15 protein-coding genes are annotated in these 14,398 nt (G+C 57.3%); 5 read left to right on the plus strand and 10 right to left on the minus strand.

The window, feature by feature from the left end; all coding sequences use genetic code 11:
- Positions 1 to 8 precede the first annotated feature (8 nt).
- The 7 genes from JUF21_RS02685 to JUF21_RS02715 form a co-directional block, all read right to left on the minus strand.
- Complete coding sequence (locus JUF21_RS02685) at positions 9 to 914, minus strand: aspartate carbamoyltransferase catalytic subunit (protein ID WP_125754490.1); 906 nt, start codon at positions 912 to 914, stop codon at positions 9 to 11.
- Positions 898 to 2,208 (minus strand): uracil-xanthine permease family protein, encoded by a 1,311-nt coding sequence (locus JUF21_RS02690; RefSeq protein WP_125754491.1) that lies wholly within the window; start codon positions 2,206 to 2,208, stop codon positions 898 to 900. The genes JUF21_RS02685 and JUF21_RS02690 overlap by 17 nt, the downstream gene beginning before the upstream one ends.
- A gap of 1 nt (position 2,209) precedes the next feature.
- Entirely contained in the window at positions 2,210 to 2,758 is a 549-nt protein-coding gene (gene pyrR / locus JUF21_RS02695) for a bifunctional pyr operon transcriptional regulator/uracil phosphoribosyltransferase PyrR (RefSeq protein ID WP_125754492.1), read from the minus strand.
- 150 nt (positions 2,759 to 2,908) lie between these two features.
- Entirely contained in the window at positions 2,909 to 3,829 is a 921-nt protein-coding gene (locus tag JUF21_RS02700; protein ID WP_203663061.1) for an RluA family pseudouridine synthase, read from the minus strand.
- The gene (lspA, locus tag JUF21_RS02705; RefSeq protein WP_203623302.1) at positions 3,820 to 4,275 is read right to left on the minus strand and encodes a signal peptidase II; all 456 of its coding nucleotides are present in this window, start codon (positions 4,273 to 4,275) and stop codon (positions 3,820 to 3,822) included. The genes JUF21_RS02700 and lspA overlap by 10 nt, the downstream gene beginning before the upstream one ends.
- A 12-nt stretch (positions 4,276 to 4,287) precedes the next feature.
- The gene (locus JUF21_RS02710) at positions 4,288 to 5,961 is read right to left on the minus strand and encodes a formate--tetrahydrofolate ligase (protein WP_125754494.1); all 1,674 of its coding nucleotides are present in this window, start codon (positions 5,959 to 5,961) and stop codon (positions 4,288 to 4,290) included.
- 2 nt (positions 5,962 to 5,963) lie between these two features.
- Positions 5,964 to 6,365 (minus strand): EbsA family protein, encoded by a 402-nt coding sequence (locus tag JUF21_RS02715; protein ID WP_203623303.1) that lies wholly within the window; start codon positions 6,363 to 6,365, stop codon positions 5,964 to 5,966.
- A 24-nt stretch (positions 6,366 to 6,389) separates the two neighbouring features.
- Here JUF21_RS02715 and JUF21_RS02720 point away from each other — a divergent pair, with 24 nt between their 5' ends.
- Positions 6,390 to 6,788: a reverse transcriptase-like protein gene (locus JUF21_RS02720; protein WP_203623304.1), complete on the plus strand. Its 399-nt coding sequence runs from the start codon at positions 6,390 to 6,392 to the stop codon at positions 6,786 to 6,788.
- Between the two features lie 149 nt (positions 6,789 to 6,937).
- The gene (gene cls, locus JUF21_RS02725; protein WP_203623305.1) at positions 6,938 to 8,413 is read left to right on the plus strand and encodes a cardiolipin synthase; all 1,476 of its coding nucleotides are present in this window, start codon (positions 6,938 to 6,940) and stop codon (positions 8,411 to 8,413) included.
- 136 nt (positions 8,414 to 8,549) lie between these two features.
- Here the strand turns inward: cls and JUF21_RS02730 are convergent, their stop codons facing one another.
- Entirely contained in the window at positions 8,550 to 8,876 is a 327-nt protein-coding gene (locus JUF21_RS02730; RefSeq protein WP_203623306.1) for a hypothetical protein, read from the minus strand.
- 247 nt (positions 8,877 to 9,123) lie between these two features.
- Here JUF21_RS02730 and nrdH point away from each other — a divergent pair, with 247 nt between their 5' ends.
- The 3 genes from nrdH (at position 9,124) to nrdF (ending at position 12,599) form a co-directional block, all read left to right on the plus strand.
- Positions 9,124 to 9,354: a glutaredoxin-like protein NrdH gene (gene nrdH, locus JUF21_RS02735; RefSeq protein ID WP_125754499.1), complete on the plus strand. Its 231-nt coding sequence runs from the start codon at positions 9,124 to 9,126 to the stop codon at positions 9,352 to 9,354.
- Between the two features lie 47 nt (positions 9,355 to 9,401).
- Positions 9,402 to 11,573: a class 1b ribonucleoside-diphosphate reductase subunit alpha gene (nrdE, locus tag JUF21_RS02740; protein ID WP_125754500.1), complete on the plus strand. Its 2,172-nt coding sequence runs from the start codon at positions 9,402 to 9,404 to the stop codon at positions 11,571 to 11,573.
- Between the two features lie 69 nt (positions 11,574 to 11,642).
- Positions 11,643 to 12,599, plus strand: a complete 957-nt coding sequence (gene nrdF / locus JUF21_RS02745) for a class 1b ribonucleoside-diphosphate reductase subunit beta (RefSeq protein ID WP_203662989.1) — start codon at positions 11,643 to 11,645, stop codon at positions 12,597 to 12,599.
- Between the two features lie 50 nt (positions 12,600 to 12,649).
- Here nrdF and JUF21_RS02750 read toward each other — a convergent pair whose 3' ends face one another.
- Positions 12,650 to 13,828, minus strand: a complete 1,179-nt coding sequence (locus JUF21_RS02750) for an iron-containing alcohol dehydrogenase (protein ID WP_125754502.1) — start codon at positions 13,826 to 13,828, stop codon at positions 12,650 to 12,652.
- Positions 13,829 to 13,906: 78 nt separating this feature from the next.
- Entirely contained in the window at positions 13,907 to 14,398 is a 492-nt protein-coding gene (locus JUF21_RS02755) for a GNAT family N-acetyltransferase (RefSeq protein ID WP_203623307.1), read from the minus strand.

The raw sequence follows: 14,398 nt of genomic DNA on the forward strand, positions 1-14,398 counted from the left end.
ATGACCTCCTACTTTCCGCATACCAGTTCCAGCATGGCCATGCGCATGAACACGCCGTTGTGCATCTGCTTAAAGATCCGCGACCGTTCGGCCAAAACCAGGTCAGAGGCGAGCTCGACGCCGCGGTTGACCGGCGCCGGATGCATGATGATGGCGCCGGGCTTCATCTGGTCGTAGCGCGCCTGGTTAATGCCGAAGCGTTCATGGTAAGACTCAGCAGAAAATTCCGCCTTTTCTGCTGGGGTCAGGCGCTCCAGCTGAACCCGCAGCAACATCAAGACGTCGACCTGCGGAATCAGGTCATCCAGCGGCACATAGTCACCGTACTGCTCAAAGTCCTTGGTGTACCAAGTTTTCGGCCCGGAAAAACTGACAGTGGCGCCCAGCTGCGTCAGCATGGCCATGTCCGACCGCGCCACCCGGGAGTGGGCTAAGTCACCGACGATGCCGACGTGCAGGCCCTTGAAGTGCCCGAACTCCTCGCGAATGGTCATCAGGTCCAGCATCATTTGACTCGGGTGCTGGCCGGCCCCGTCGCCGGCGTTGACAATGTGCAGCGGCACATTGGCTTCGATCAACGGCTGGTAGTAGTTGTCCTGAGAATGGCGGATCACCGCGACTTGAATGCCAATCGCGGCAAGCGCCCGCAGTGTGTCCTCCAGGCTTTCGCCCTTGGTGACAGAGCTATGGCCGGGATCAAACGGGATCACCGTCATGCCCAGTTTGCGCTCGGCCATTTCAAAACTGGTGTGCGTGCGCGTGCTGTTTTCAAAGAATAGATTGGCCGCGTAGTACGGCGTTGCGACTGCCGGCGTGGCCCCCTGCTTGAAGGCCTCGGCTCGATCGATCAGGCTTTCGGCAAGTTCAGGGGTGACTTGGGTTTCCGAAACAAAATGCTCAAAGTTTTTTAGCATCGACAGGTTCCTCCTCGTTGGCTGCTTGCTGCGGCAGAATGAAGTTCAACAAAATGCCGATCACGGTGGCGATGGCCAGCCCCGAGAAGGTGTAGCCGGCGAATTGCAGGCTGGCGTTGCCGATCCCGATGACCAGGATAGTCGAGCCGATCATGAGGTTGCGTTTCTTATTAAAATCGACCTTGTTGTCGATCAGGACCTTGAGCCCGTTGCTGGCGATGACGCCGAACAGCAGAAATGAGATGCCGCCGATGACCGGACTTGGAATGGTGCGGATCAAGGCGCTGAGCTTGCCGATGAAGGCGAAGAGCACCGCGAACATGCCAGCGCCGGCCAGCACGTACACACTGTGGACCTTGGTCATCGCCATGACCCCGATGTTTTCACCGTATGAGGTGACTGGCGGGCCGCCGACGAACCCGGCGATGATGGAGGCTGTGCCGTCTCCGGCCAGCGTGTGGTTCAGGCCAGGATCCTTGAAGAAGTTGCGGTGAGTCATTTCATCGAGCACCATGATGTGCCCCATGTGCTCCGTCATCGTGACGAAGGCGATTGGCGCCATCGAGAGCACCGCGCCCCAGTAAAACTTGGGCTGGTACGTGAGAAACGGAATTTGAAACGCCGGCAGTGAGAACCACTTGGCCTGCATGACCGGCGTGAAGTCCACGATGCCGAACAGCAAGGCGATGACATAGCCGGTGATCAGCCCCAGCAGAATCGGCAGCAGGCTGATGAACTTCTTCAAGTACATGTTGTAAATGATCGTGAAGGCCAACGTCAGCATGGCGACGGCAAAGTAGCGGATGTCGTACACGCTCTTGGTCGCGGACACGGCGCGCATGGTGGCGTCGGTCGCGGCAGTGCCGGCCAGACTCAGGCCGATGACCATGACGATCGGCCCCACCACGATCGGCGGCAGCGCCTTATCGATCCAGGCGGATCCGGCGAAGTTCACGATTAAGGCGACGATCAGGTACACGCACCCGACGGCGATAGTGCCCTGCGCGATGCCCGGGTAGCCGGTGGTTTTCATCAGCGACTGCATCACCACGATGAAGGAGAAACTGGAGCCCATGTAGGCTGGAATCTTGCCGCGCGTGATCAGGATGTAAATCAGCGTGCCGACCCCGCTGGAAAACAGCGCAATGCTGGGATCCAGGCCAACCAGGATCGGCACCAGCACCGTGGAGCCGAACATGGCGAACAAGTGCTGGATGGACAGGCCCACCCACTGACCGAAGCCAGGTTTATCGTGAATGTCTAAAACTGCGTCATCATCATGAAATTTGGCCATGCTATGCCTCCAGCTGGGCGATGCTGATGCCGTCCTGCCCGTCAATTTCCTTTACTTGCACGTTAATTTCCTCGTGGCGGGAAGTCGGAATGTTTTTGCCGACAAAATCTGGCCGGATCGGCAGCTCGCGGTGGCCGCGATCGACCAGGACGGCCAGGCTGATCTGGCGCGGCCGGCCCTGATCCATCAAGGCGTCCAGCGCGGCGCGAATCGTGCGGCCGGTGAAAATGACGTCGTCAACCAGGATGACATGCTTGTTGGTGATTGATACCGGCAGGTCTGAGCCCTTCACGTCCGGCTGCATCCGGTAGTCGGCGGTGTGCACGTCGTCGCGATACAGGCGAATGTCGAGGTCGCCGACCGGCACAGCCAAGTTTTCCAACTGATTCAAGCGCGCGGCGATCCGGTTGGCCAGGTACACCCCGCGGGTTTTGATTCCCACGATGACCAGATCGGACAGATCCTTGTTCTGCTCGATGATTTCGTACGAGATGCGCGTCAACGCACGCTGCATGGTCACTGCATCCACTACTTGTTTTGCCATAATGATCCCCTTTTCTGCACGAAAAAGCCGCCTGCCATATCCAGTTCGGGTATAGAAGGCGGCTTTTGGCCGAAAATTTCGTTTGCCGCAGCAAACACGTGCCCTTCCAAGCCTCTCTGGACTTAGTTAAAGGTGCTTTATCAAGTTGTTCTCAGTCTAGCGAACGCGCCTGGTCTTGTCAATCCCAGCGCGCAGATCCGCCAAAGTTTTTTGAAACAGCGCTGGCGGCTCAACGGAAAATTCCATGAATTTGCCGGTTGTCGGATGAACGAACCCCAGCGTGCGGGCGTGCAGGAACTGACCTGCACCCGGCAGCGTGACCCGCGGGCCGTACAGCGGGTCGCCGGCCAGCGGGTGGTGAATCGAAGCCATGTGCACGCGGATCTGGTGGGTGCGCCCGGTTTCCAGCACGCACTTGATCAGCGCGTAGTGGGGAAACTGCTCCAGCACCTGGTAATGCGTGACTGCGCGCCGCCCACCTGGCACGATGGCCTGGCGTTTGCGGTCCTTGGGGTCTCTGGCCAGCGGTGCGTCGATGGTGCCTTGTTCGTCGCGAAACGCGCCGTGGACAATCGCCCAGTACTCACGCTTGGTCGTCTTGGCCTTCAGCTGGGCGGACAGGCTGACTTGCGCCTGCGCCGTTTTGGCGACCATGAGCAGCCCGCTGGTGTCCTTGTCAATGCGGTGCACGATGCCAGGCCGCAGCACGTCGTTAATGCCGGAAAAACTGGTGTGAAACAGCAGCCCGTTGACCAAGGTCCCATCGGGGTGGCCGGGGGCAGGATGCACGACCATGCCTTGCGGTTTGTTGACCACAATCACTTGGTCGTCTTCGTAAATGATGTCCAGTGGCATGTCCTGCGGGACAGCTTCAAGCGGTTTGGGTTTGGGGGGATCAAGCCGGATCACGTCGCCGGTGCTCACCTGCTCTTTACCCTTGGCCGCCTTGCCATTCACCGTCACCAGCCCGGCGGCCAGCCATTTTTGCGCCTGCGAGCGGGAGATGTCCGAAAAATTGTCGGCGATCACCTTGTCCAGCCGGCCGCGTTGCGTCGTGATGGTCAATTCTAGCGTGATTTTTCCCCTTTTCCATCGATGAACAACAGGTAAATGACCACCATGACGACGCCGACGGTCAGGCAAGCATCCGCCACATTAAAAATAGCGAAATTCATGAACGTGGTTTCGAACATGTCCGTGACCGAGCCAAAGCGCACGCGGTCGATGAAGTTGCCAATGGTGCCGGCAAGGATCAGCGCCAGCGCAAGTTTGTAGAACCGGCTGCGACCGGCATCGCGCCAGAGCCAGTACACGACGATCAAAGAAACCACTGTGATCAGGTAAAAGAACCACTGCTGGCCGCGCAGCATTGAAAAGGCGGCACCGTCATTTTGCAGGTGGGTCAGCGCAAGGCCAGGCAGAAACGCGACGGTTTCCCCCACTGCGAGGTGGGCGACGACCCACGCTTTGACCACTTGATCGACGACTACTAAGGCCGCTGCCAGTAACAGATATAAAACCATATTCTCTCCTTGTTAGAACAACCCTGAGATTACACCGTCGTCCGAGACATCCATGTTCAAGGCCGCGGGCTGTTTGGGCAGCCCCGGCATGGTGAGCACGGTGCCGGTCATCACGACTAGGAACCCGGCGCCGAGCCGCGGGGTCACGTCGCGGACGTTAATGGTGAAGCCAGATGGCGCGCCTAACGCCTTGGCATTATCGGAAAAGCTGTACTGGGTCTTGGCCATGCAGATTGGCAGGTCAGACCAACCATTTTTGGTGATGGTCCGCAGCGCCAACTCCGCCTTGTGATCATAGTCGACACTGGCGCCGCCGTAAATTTGGGTGACGATCGTGTTGATCTTATCTTTAACCGCATCGGTATTGGCGTAAAGCGGCCGGAAGTCAGCCGGCTGCTTGAGCACGGCGAGCAGCGCATCAGCCAACGCTAGGCCACCCTGGCCGCCTTTGCCCCAAACGTCGGCGGGAATGGCAGTCGTACCTTCTTGCTCACAAAGCTCAACCAGCCGGTTGATTTCGGCCGGCGTGTCCGATGTAAACTGGTTGATGCCGACGATGACGGGAACCCCGTAGCGTTTCATGTTGTGTATGTGGCGCTTGAGGTTGGCAAAGCCGCTTTCCAGCGCGGCAAGATCTTCCGTTTTGAGGTCTGCCAGCTTCTGACCGCCGTTGTACTTGAGCGCGCGCACGGTCGCCACAATCACGACCGCATCAGGCGTTTTGCCCAGCGCCGGGGCGGTAATGTCCATAAACTTTTCGCCGCCCAGATCGGCCCCAAAACCGGCCTCGGTCAGTGCAATGTCGCCCATTTCAAGCGCCGCCCGCGTCGCGATGATCGAATTGCACCCGTGGGCAATGTTGGCAAACGGGCCGCCGTGAATCAAGGCCGGCGTGTGTGCCAGCGTCTGCACCAGGTTTGGTTTGACCGCGTCCCTCAGCAGCATCGCGATCGCGCCCGTCACCCCGAGGTCATCAACGGTGACCGGCTTGCGGTCATAGGTGTAGCCGATGACAATTTTGGCGATGCGGCGCTTCAAGTCGCCAAGACCATCTGCCAAGCACAAAATCGCCATCAGTTCGCTCGCAACGGTGATGTCAAACTCGGTTTCACGCGGCACCCCTGAGGTAACGCCGCCCAGGCCGATGGTGACGTGGCGCAGTGCGCGGTCGTTGATGTCCAGGACGCGGCGCCACTGGATGCGGCGCGGATCCAAGTTCAGCTGGTTGCCCTGCTGCAGGTGGTTGTCGATCAGCGCCGCCAGCGTGTCGACTGCAGTGGTCAGCGCGTGCATGTCACCGGTGAAGTGCAGGTTGATGTCTTCCATCGGCACCACCTGGGAGTAGCCGCCCCCGGTGGCGCCGCCCTTCATGCCCATGACCGGGCCCAGCGAGGGTTCGCGCAGCGCGATCACCGCGTTTTGCTGACGCAGGCGCAGCGCGTCGCCTAACCCGATGGTCACGGTGGACTTGCCTTCCCCGGCCGGGGTCGGGTTGATCGAGGTGACCAGCACCAGCTTGCCCAAGGGCTTGCTTTTGAGCCGCTTCATCGCGGCAAGCGTCAATTTGGCCTTGCTGCGTCCGTAAGGCTCGAGCTCGTCTGGGGTGAGGCCGACCATAGCGCCGATCTCCTCGATCGGCTTCATTTCACTTTGTTCGTTTGCCTGCGCAATTTCGATGTCTGACACGACTAACCCCTTTCTGGCAGCACGGCTGCCAATGCCTGCTTGAGTGCGTCATTATGGCCAAAATGAATAAACGTAATTTTACCGTAAGACCGCGTCACCAGTGTGCAAGTCTGCTTCTTCCAGGCCACCGCCGTCACGTCTTCAGGTGCGATCTGCAGTGAGTTGCCAGGTAAAAGTCGGCGCAGCGTGACGCGGCCAGCGCCGACCACCAGGCGGGAGCGTTGAATCTGCAACGCCGCGAGCGCCAGCACGACCACCAGGAGCGCGGCAGCCGGCCAGCTGACCGGCCCGTAGCCGATGAGTTCCATTTGCAAGACCACGGCAAAACTCACGCCGATCATGATGAAGGCCCAAAACATGGTAAAATCGAGCCAGCCCGGTTGAACGTAAAATCGGTTTTTCACACAGCCACTTCCTTAAGGAGAACGATGAATAAACTATACACAGATGCAGCGACAAAAGGCAATATTGGACTCGGCGGGATCGGTATTTTGATCATCGCCGAAGGGCAGCAGGATCAGACCCACTTACCGCTTCCCGAAATGAGCAATCATGAGGCGGAGTTTGAGGCCGCCATTGCCGGCTTCAGGCGCCTGCTGGCCTTGGGCCTGACTGGTCCGGTCACCTTTTACAGTGATTCTAAGCTCGTAATCGAGGCGCTGGATAAGCATTACGCCAAGCACTATGGTGATTATGTCACAGAATTGACCGCCTTGACCAAGCAATTCTCGTGGGTCTTGTGGCAGTGGGTCCCTGACCACGCCAACCGTGGGGCCCACATGCTGGCCCAGCAAGGGCTGCATGAGGCGGAAGCGGCCGCACGGTAGGCCCACTCGTGGCACTACGCCTGACTGCTTCTATATAATGAAGTCACAGGGCGATGCAGGTTGTCCTTTACCTGCGGACGTGGCAAAATTGGCCACAGACGAGGTCCGGCGGCTTGCCGGGCGATCAATCGATTAAAGGCGGTGCGTGCATGTCTCTTCTTACAATCATCATTTTACTGGTGCTGCTGCTCAACACCATTGCAGCCATTTTCACCGTGCTCCGGTCGGTGCGCGATATTTCCACGACCTGGGCTTGGCTTTTGGTGCTGATTTTTCTGCCGGTGATCGGGTTTGGCATTTACCTGTTTGCTGGCCGCGGCCTCTCGACCAAAAAGGTGCACGCGATCCAAACCGAGTACCGACGCGGGACCAAGGCCTTTGTGGCGATGCAAAAGCACGCCAACACCCACGGCCGCCTGCTGCCGGCCGCGGTGACCTCAACGGCCGCCAAGGAGCTGACCACCTTGTTTCTTAACACGGCCAGCGCGCCGGTGCTGGGGGATAACTCAGTCGACCTGTTCTTCGACGGCAAAAAAAAGTTTGCCAAGCTTTTTGAAGACATCGAAGCGGCGACGGACCACGTCTTTGTGGAGTATTACACCTTTTACAACGACGAGCTGGGCAACCAGTTCCGGGACCTGTTGATCAAGAAAGCCAAGCAAGGCGTCAAGGTCCTGGTCCTTTACGACGCCTGGGGTTCCCTTGGCGCAAACAAAAAGTTCTGGGCGCCGCTGTTGGCCGCTGGGGCCAAGGCGGAAGCCTACTTTTCCTCGCAGCACCTCATCACCGATTTTCGGCTGAACTACCGGCTGCACCGCAAAATCGTTGTGATCGACGACGACATCGGCTTCATCGGCGGCTTTAACGTCGGCGACCAGTACGTGTCCCGCAAAAAGAAATTCGGGTTCTGGCGCGACACGCACCTGCGCATTCGCGGCAATACGGTGTACGCGCTGAAGGTGCAGTTTCTGATGGACTGGAATGCGACCGTGCCGGATGATCAGGCCGAGCCTTACGACATCGATGTCGCGCCGCTGTCGCCGGAAAATCTGGCGACGCGCCACATTCACCTGGGGAGCGCGCCGATGCAAATCGTCGCCAGCGGCCCAGATTCCTCCGCGCAGCAGATCAAGTACGGCTATGTGAAGATGATCGCCAGCGCGACCAAGTCGATTCGCCTGCAGACGCCGTACCTGATCCCCGACGACACGGCCATGGACGCGCTGATCACCGCCGCCTTGGCCGGCATCGACGTCCAGGTGATGGTGCCGGACATGCCCGATCACCCCTTTATCTTCCGGGCGACCCAGTACTACGCCAATTACCTGAGCCGCTACGGGATTAAGATCTACCACTACCAAAACGGCTTCCTGCACGCCAAGACCCTGGTGATCGACGATGTGGTCGCCAGTGTCGGCTCAGCCAACTTCGATATTCGCTCGTTTAAGCTGAATTTTGAAGTCAACGCGTTTATCTACGACGCCAAAATTGCTGAGCAGCTGACGGCGGCGTTTGATGAGGACTTGAAGCACAGTCAGCTGCTGACGCCGGCGCTGATCAAGAGTCAAGGCCACTGGCTGCGATTCAAGCAGTATTTCTCACGGCTTCTCTCCCCTGTGCTGTAACCAATCAGAGAGCAAAAAACGTGTCTCTTATTCAATTTCCAAAGTACGCCAGCGCCCCTGGGTCGCGATTCTAAGACGAATCGCAGCTCAGGGGCGCTTGTGTTTCGGACTAAACGTGTATATCTCTCAGTCTGGTTTATTTGACCCATTTATCAAATGCTTCCGGACGCTTGCGCAACGTCTCCAAAGCCGCCTTGACCATTTCGTCGTGGCGGGCCTTCAGTTCGTCGCCTTCCAGGTGATAGCGATCGATCAAATACCCCGTGGCAAGGTCTTCAACGCTTCGCCGCTCCAGGCCCCCATCTTTGAACAGGGCATCGACCCCTTCCAAGCCATTTTTAGTGGCTTCGATCAGGGTTTTCGCGAGGTCGCGGCTTTTGATTCCGTGCTTGCTGGCGTAATCGATGAGGCCATCCACCATGTCGACAGCGGCAGCTTCGTCCGCTTTTTTGTCATCACTCATGTTTTCACCTCCGATACCTTGTGTCTTTATTATAGGTCAATGGCCGGACCCTGAGAAACTTACAAAAAAATAGTGTCCAAAGGCTATTTTTATTTGGACAGTCGCGGTATACTAAACGTACAAAACCTTTAACACCACACCTTGAGGCCTGAAAATCCGTTGGCCACAAGATGTGGTGTTTTTGCTTGACCGCACCCCCAACATTGAGTATGATAGTCCCATAAGATAACAAGAAAGAGTGATTGATATGAGCAATATTACATTGTTTACCAAGAACGGCTGCCCGCAGTGCCGCATGACGAAGAACTACCTGCGGACCCACAACATTCAATTCACCGAACACAACATTAACGAAGAGCCTCAATACATCAGCTACTTGAAAGATAAAGGCTTCCAGGCTGTGCCGGTCCTTGAGGCTGACGGATTGCAATCCTTCTACGGGTTCCGCCCAGAAGCATTGAAGCAGCTGGCTGGCTAATCGGCCAGCTTTTTTCATCTCCCTAACTTTGTGAAAGTGGTGACATTATGGCATTAAGCACGCTGAAACCAGAAGACGTTTCATACTACGCCTTGAATAATGAGATCAACATCCCCGTTGATGGCCAGATTCCGCTGGCCAAAGATAAGCAGGCCCTGGCGGCCTTTCTTGAAGAGAATGTGACGCCAAACACCAAACATTTCGCCTCCCTTCAGGACAGGCTCGACTACTTGGTCAAAAACAAGTACTACGAAAAGGCCATGCTGGATAAATACAGTCCAGCCTTCCTGGAAAAGATCAACGATTTTCTGACCAACGCCGGGTTCCAATTCAAGTCCTTCATGGCGGCGTACAAGTTTTACGCCCAATACGCCTTGAAGACGGATGACAACCAGTACTACTTGGAAGACTTCAAAGACCGCGTCTTTTCGAATGCCCTGTACTTTGCGGATGGCAACGAAGACTTGGCGATGGCCCTGGCGGATGAAATGATCCACCAGCGCTACCAGCCGGCCACCCCGTCGTTCCTGAACGCCGGCCGCTTGCGCCGCGGTGAATTGGTTTCCTGTTTCTTGCTGCAGATCGCCGATGATATGAACTCCATCGGCCGCGCCGTGAACTCAGCGCTGGAGCTTTCCCGCATTGGCGGCGGGGTCGGCTTGACCCTGTCGAACCTGCGCGAAGCCGGGGCCCCGATCAAGGGCATCGAAGGCGCAGCCAGCGGTGTGCTGCCAGTCATGAAGCTGCTGGAAGACAGCTTTTCCTATTCTAACCAGCTGGGCCAGCGCCAAGGGGCCGGGGTCGTTTACCTGAACGTCTTCCACCCAGACATCATTAGCTTCCTGGGCGCCAAGAAGGAAAACGCCGACGAAAAGTACCGCGTCAAGACCCTGAGCCTCGGCGTGATCGTACCAGACAAGTATTACGAACTGGTTGCCGCAGACGCTGACATGTACCTGTTCTCCCCTTACTCCGTGGAGCGCGAGTACGGCCAGCCATTCTCCTACGTTGACATCAGCAAGGAATACGACAACATGGTCGCCAACCCCAAGATCAAGAAGTACAAGATCAAGGCCCGCGACCTGGAAAACGAAATTTCTAAGCTCCAGCAGGAATCCGGCTACCCGTACATCGTTAACATTGATACCGCTAACGACGCCAGCCCGATCGCCGGCAAGATCATCATGTCCAACCTGTGCTCGGAAATCATGCAGGTGCAAACGCCAAGCGTGATCAACAACAAGCAGGAATACGACGTGATGGGCACCGATGTTTCCTGCAACCTGGGTTCAACTAACATTCCGAACCTCATGAAGAGCCAGGACTTCGGCAAGAGTGTTGAGGCCATGGTGCGCGCGTTGACCTATGTCACCGACAGCAGCAACATCGATGTCGTGCCGTCGGTTCAACACGGCAACCACCTCGCCCACTCCATCGGCCTGGGCGCAATGGGCCTGCACACCTACTTTGCCTTGAACCACATGCAGTATGGGGACGAGGAGTCGCTCGACTTCACCAACATCTACTTCCTGCTGCTCAACTATTACACCCTGAAGGCGTCGAACAAGATCGCCGCAGAGCGCGGTGAGACCTTCCACAACTTCAAGGCCAGCAAGTACGCCGATGGCTCGTATTTCGACAAGTACGTCAACCAGACCTGGGCGCCGAAGACCGCAAAGGTTCAGGAGCTGTTCAAAAACGTGAAAATCCCGACGCAGCAGGATTGGGCTGATCTAAAAGCCGCGGTCATGAAGGATGGTTTGTATCACCAGAACCGTCTTGCTGTCGCCCCGAACGGCTCGATCTCTTACATCAACGACACCAGCGCCTCCTTGCAGCCGATCGTCAACCGCATTGAGGACCGCCAGGAAAAGAAAATCGGGACGATCTACTATCCCGCTCCTGGCCTTTCCAACGACACGATGCCTTATTACAAGAGTGCCTACGACATCGACATGCGCAAGGAAATCGACGTTTACGCCGAGGCCCAGCAGCACGTTGACCAAAGCATGTCCCTCACCTTGTTCATGCGCTCCACGATTCCAGAAGGCATGTACCCATGGAAAAAGGGTCGCACCAACAAGATGACCACGCGCGATTTGAACATTCTGCGCAACTACGCACACCACAAGGGCATCAAGTCGATTTACTACATCCGGACTTACACGGATGACCAGGAAGAAATCGGTTCGAACGCTTGCGAATCTTGCTCGATTTAAACCGCAGCGGGCATGGCTTGGCCCTGCCTTTTGCGAGTCTTGCGGCAAACAATTTTAAGGAGTGGCAAAATGGCTGAAAAGCAGTACATTGCGATCAATTGGAACGACATTGAAGACCAGATCGACAAGGCGACCTGGGAAAAGCTGACCGAGCAGTTTTGGCTCGATACCCGGATCCCGGTGTCAAACGACCTGGATGACTGGCGCACCTTGAGCTCAGACGAGCAGTGGGTCGTCGGCCATGTTTTTGGCGGCCTCACGCTGCTGGATACCCTGCAAAGCCAGGACGGCATGCGCAGCTTGATGGACAATATTCGCACCCAGCAGGAGCGCGCGGTGCTGAACAACATCCAGTTCATGGAGTCCGTGCAGGCAAAGTCCTACTCGACGATTTTTTCCACGCTGAATACCCCGGCAGAAATCGATGAGATCTTTGACTGGACCAACTCCAACAAACACCTGCAGTACAAGGCCAACAAGATCAACGACATCTATCACAACGGTTCGCCGCTGGAGAAAAAGGTCGCATCAGTCTTCCTGGAAACCTTCCTGTTCTACTCCGGCTTCTTCACCCCGCTTTACTACCTGGGCAACAACAAGTTGACCAACGTTGCAGAGATCATCAAGCTGATCATTCGCGACGAGTCCGTTCACGGAACCTACATCGGCTACAAGTTCCAACTTGGCTTTAACGAGCTCTCAGAAGACGAGCAAAGCAAAATGAAGGACTGGATGTACGATCTGCTGTACGACCTCTACGCCAACGAGGAAGGCTACACCAACGACTTGTACGCCAAGACCGACTGGACCGATGAAGTCCTCACCTTCCTGCGCTACAACGCCAACAAGGCGCTGATGAATCTGGGTCAGGATCCCCTGTTCCCAGACACCGCCGAGGATGTGAACCCGATCGTCATGAACGGGATCTCCACCTCCACGTCGAACCACGACTTCTTCTCCCAGGTCGGCAACGGCTACCGTTTGGGCGAAGTCGAAGCCATGAGCGACGACGACTACAAGTTCTAGGCCAAAATAATAGCGCTGATCATCAAAAGTGATCAGCGCTATTTTTGTGCCTAGGCTAACCCAGGCGTCATGCTGGCCTGGTAAATGGCCGTGACCGCCGCTTCATCCAGCGGCAGGTAGGCATTGCCTAAACGCTTGGCAGCGGCTTGGGCCATTGGAGCGAAGTTCTTATCGTCCGCAATGCCCACTTCCGGCAGCGTCATGCCAAAGCCAAGGCTGGTGATCCAGCTCAGCGTCTTGGCAATCGCGTGGCCGGCAAGATCCGCTTCTTCGGCATCGGTCAGGTGCCAGACGTTGCGGCCAAACCGGGCAAACAGCGCCGTGGTCGTGGGATCAGACGTCAAGACGTAATGCATCCAGCGCGGGGTCAAAATCCCCAGCCCGACACCGTGCGTGATGTCGTAAAACGCGGAGAGCTCGTGCTCCATGGCATGACAGGACCAGCCGTTGCGGTTGCCCGCCCCCATTTCGCCGTTCAGCGCCGCGGTGGCGGTCCACATGAGGTTCTGACGCGCCGGCAGTGAATCCGGCTGCTTGATCGCCACTGGCGCCCATTTGATCACGCTGCGCATCAGCCCTTCGATCATGCCCTTGGTGGCGTCATTATCGGGTTCGCGATCAAAATACTGCTCACACAGGTGGCTGAAAATATCCATCGAACCGGCCGCGGTTTGCCGCGCCGGAACGGTGAAGGTCAACGTCGGGTCCATGAATGATACCGCCGGCGTGCGACTGCTGCGAGCCCCCAGTTTTTGCTTGGTCTCAGGATTGGAGATGACCGCGTTGATATTCATTTCGGTACCGGTGGCGGCAAGCGTCACGACGTCAACAATCGGCAGCTGCGGGGTGCTTTTGCCCAGCTCGCTGTCAAGCACCAAGTCCCACGGGTCGCCGGCGTAGTTCGCAGCCTCACCGATTACCTTGGATGCGTCAATGACCGAGCCGCCGCCGACGGCCAGGATCACCTGAATGTTGTTGGCCTTTGCCAGCTTCTTGCCGGCGCGCACGGAAGCGATTTTGGGATTGGGCGCGATGCCCGGCAGCTCCGTGACGTGCAGACCAGAAAGGGCCTTGATGACGCGGTCATACAGCCCACTGGCTTTAATTGAATGACCGCCGTAAACAAAGAGCACGCGGTCGCCGAACTGGCTGACCGCGGCTTTAAGGTCCGCCTCTTTGAGCGGGCCGAACCGCAAATCCGTTTGATTATTTAACCGAAAAGCTTGCATGATAAACCTCCAATACATTCTTTGGCAGGCGATGCTGTCCCCTTTACTGTGAGCCATCTGGGCCAGATTGACAAGCGGTCAGCGATACCGCACCCACCAGGTTTCCGCGTCTTGATGGGCCGCCAACACCAGCCAGCCCAGGTGCAGCCCCAAGCGCTGCGCCACCCCGGCAGAGCGGTGATTCGCCTCATCGCAGCCAATCAACACGCTTTGCGCCTCAAGCGGCCCGAACGCCAGCTGCATCAACGCGCGGGCCGCTTCGGTGGCAAACCCCTGCCCCCAGTACTCAGGCAAGAGCAGGTAGCCAATTTCCACCCCATCGATGGCTGGGTGCAAGTGGCACTCCACGGCGCCGAGAAACACGCCGTCTTGCTCGATCACCCATTTGCCCGCCGGCTGCCCCAGCCAGTAGCGGCGAATGTTGGCCCGAGCGGCGCTCAAGTCGGCAAACCGCAGCGTCCACTGATTGGCGCGCGGATCTTGACCGTTGGCGAGCAGCGACTTGGCATCGGTCAGCAAAAACGGCCGCAGCGTGAGCCGGGCCGTTTCCAGGTGCGAATATCGCGCCAA

This window comes from Lacticaseibacillus sp. 53-4 (genome assembly GCF_016861805.1).
Classification (GTDB): Bacteria; Bacillota; Bacilli; order Lactobacillales; family Lactobacillaceae; genus Lacticaseibacillus.